Source organism: Streptomyces sp. NPDC002845, from assembly GCF_053591955.1.
In genome coordinates, this window is record NZ_JBSFUU010000214.1 from 1 (window position 1) to 1972 (window position 1972).

The following is a 1972-nucleotide window of genomic DNA, read 5'->3' on the forward strand; positions in this document are numbered from 1 at the left end:
TCCTGGGCTCGTTGACAGGTTTCTCTCATTGCGGCTTCAGCCGCCGAAACGGGCGCGCGTCACGAGAAGACCGCCGTCCCGGCACCTTCTCCACCATCGGCAGGATGGCCGCGCTCCACCTCGCTGAACAGCGTCCGACACGTGATCGCGGCGACGACGTCCGGAGGGAACAGCCCGCCCTGCACGCGGTCGGCGACCTCACCCTCACCGGCCGCGTCGAGACCACCCTGCACACCGACACCCCCGACGGCGACCGTCCGGCCCTGCTCGTCGGCTGCGACGGCAGGAACCTGTGGGTCACCGGCCCGGACGGGGACGGGCTGGGCGAGACGGTCCTGACCGAACCCGCGGCGACCCTGCGCATCCTCACCATCGGCGAACACGTCGAGGTCTATGCCGACGGCGTCTTCGCCCTCACCACCCTGTGCTACTAGGGTCACCCCGCCCCGTGGACGGCCGTGTCGGAGTGCCGTACCCGCACCGTTCCCGTCCGCCCGATCCGCCTGCCCGACCCCGACCGCGACTGCCCCTCGGCCGTCTGGCCCGGTCTGTCCGCCCACTGATTTCCGGCCGGTGCGGCTGCCCGGCAGGCGACACCGCCCGTCGCCGGGACCGGTTCGACGGCCGGGTCGGCGACGGGCGGTGTGGCAGCACAGGTGTCAGTTGAGGGTCCACTGCTGGTTCGTCTGGCCGTTGCAGGTCCACAGGAGCAGCTTGGTGCCGTTGGCGGTCGCCGCGCCCGATACGTCCAGGCAGAGGCCTGAGAGGTTGTTGGTGAGGGTGCCGTCGGAGTTGGCGGTCCACTTCTGGTTGGTGCCGTTGTTGCAGTCCCAGATGATGACCTTGGTGCCGTTGGTGGTGCCGTTGTTGTCGGCGTCGAGGCACTTGTTGCCGTAGACGACGAGCTCGCCGCGTGACGTCTGGGTGAAGGTCTGGTTGCGCCCACCGGCGCAGTCCCAGATCTGCGCCTGGGTGGCGTTGGTGATGGTGTTGTTGCCGATGTCGACGCAGCGGTTGGAGGCGGAACCGACGAGAGCGACGCCGTCGGTGCCGGGGATCCCCTGGACCCGGATGGCGTCGACGTCGGGGGCGGTGCTGCCGGAGACGGCTGCGAAGCTCACGGTGTTGTCGCCCTTGCCCAGGTGGGCGAGCACGGACACGGTCCGGTAGGTGGTCGCCGAGCCGGTCGGCGGGAAGGCCACGACGTACTTGTACTGCCCGTTGACCTGGATGGTGGCCTTGCGGGCGGTGCTGCCGCCGTTGGCGTAGGTGATGTCGACCAGCTTGGTGCCGGCGGAGGCGGTGGTGACGCCGGTGAAGGTCGGTGTGGTGGCGGTGGTGGTGTCCTCGTACGTCGACCCGGACTCCTCGGTGCCGGAGACGGTGAGCAGGACGGCGTCGTTCGCCGGGACGGTGGTGGAGTAACTCGTGGCGTGGGAGCTGGCGTTGGTGCCGGTCCACACGTTGCGGACGGACGCCGGGGCATCGGTCAGGCCGAGGTCGGCCCAGCGGACGGTCATGTTCGCGGCGGAGCCGGTGCGGTTGAGCAGGAGCACCGCGCGCTTGCCCTTGCTTGAGAGCACCTTGCCGTAGACTTGGAGGTTGCGGGTGTCCTCGGCGACCTTGACGCCCTGCAGGCCCCGGGGGTCCTGGTCGATGGCGATGACCTCGGGGTTGGTGAGGATGTCGCGGGTGGCGGTGCTCATCGTGGCCACGTTGTTGCCGGCCAGGAGCGGGGCGCCGGAGATGGCCCACAGGCCCATGTGCAGCCGGTTCTGAGCGTCACTCAGGCCGCTCATGCCGACCATCAGCATGTCGGGGTCGTTGTAGTACCCGGTGTGCTGGGCGGCCGGGTGCAGCCCCTTGTCGAAGTTGGCGAGCATCATGCCGGTGGTCGGGGTCTGGCCCCAGAAGATGACATCGGTGCTGGTGCGCCACAGGTCGCCGTATCCGGTGGCCCAGTTCCACGACA

Annotated in this window: 2 protein-coding genes; one reads left to right on the forward strand and one right to left on the reverse strand. The window is 69.4% G+C overall.

What is annotated here, in order from left to right; translation table 11 throughout:
- Window positions 1-104 precede the first annotated feature (104 nt).
- The gene (locus ACWD3C_RS48425) at window positions 105-434 is read left to right on the forward strand and encodes a hypothetical protein (protein ID WP_451155193.1); all 330 of its coding nucleotides are present in this window, start codon (window positions 105-107) and stop codon (window positions 432-434) included.
- A gap of 225 nt (window positions 435-659) precedes the next feature.
- Here the strand turns inward: ACWD3C_RS48425 and ACWD3C_RS48430 are convergent.
- Window positions 660-1972, reverse strand: a 1313-nt coding sequence (locus ACWD3C_RS48430) for an RICIN domain-containing protein (RefSeq protein WP_451155195.1), incomplete at its 5' end; no start/stop codon positions are given.

Bases quoted from the DNA above. Each gene is read 5' to 3' on its own strand.
- ACWD3C_RS48425 (WP_451155193.1), top strand. From the start codon at position 105: ATGGCCGCGCTCCACCTCGCTGAACAGCGTCCGACACGTGATCGCGGC.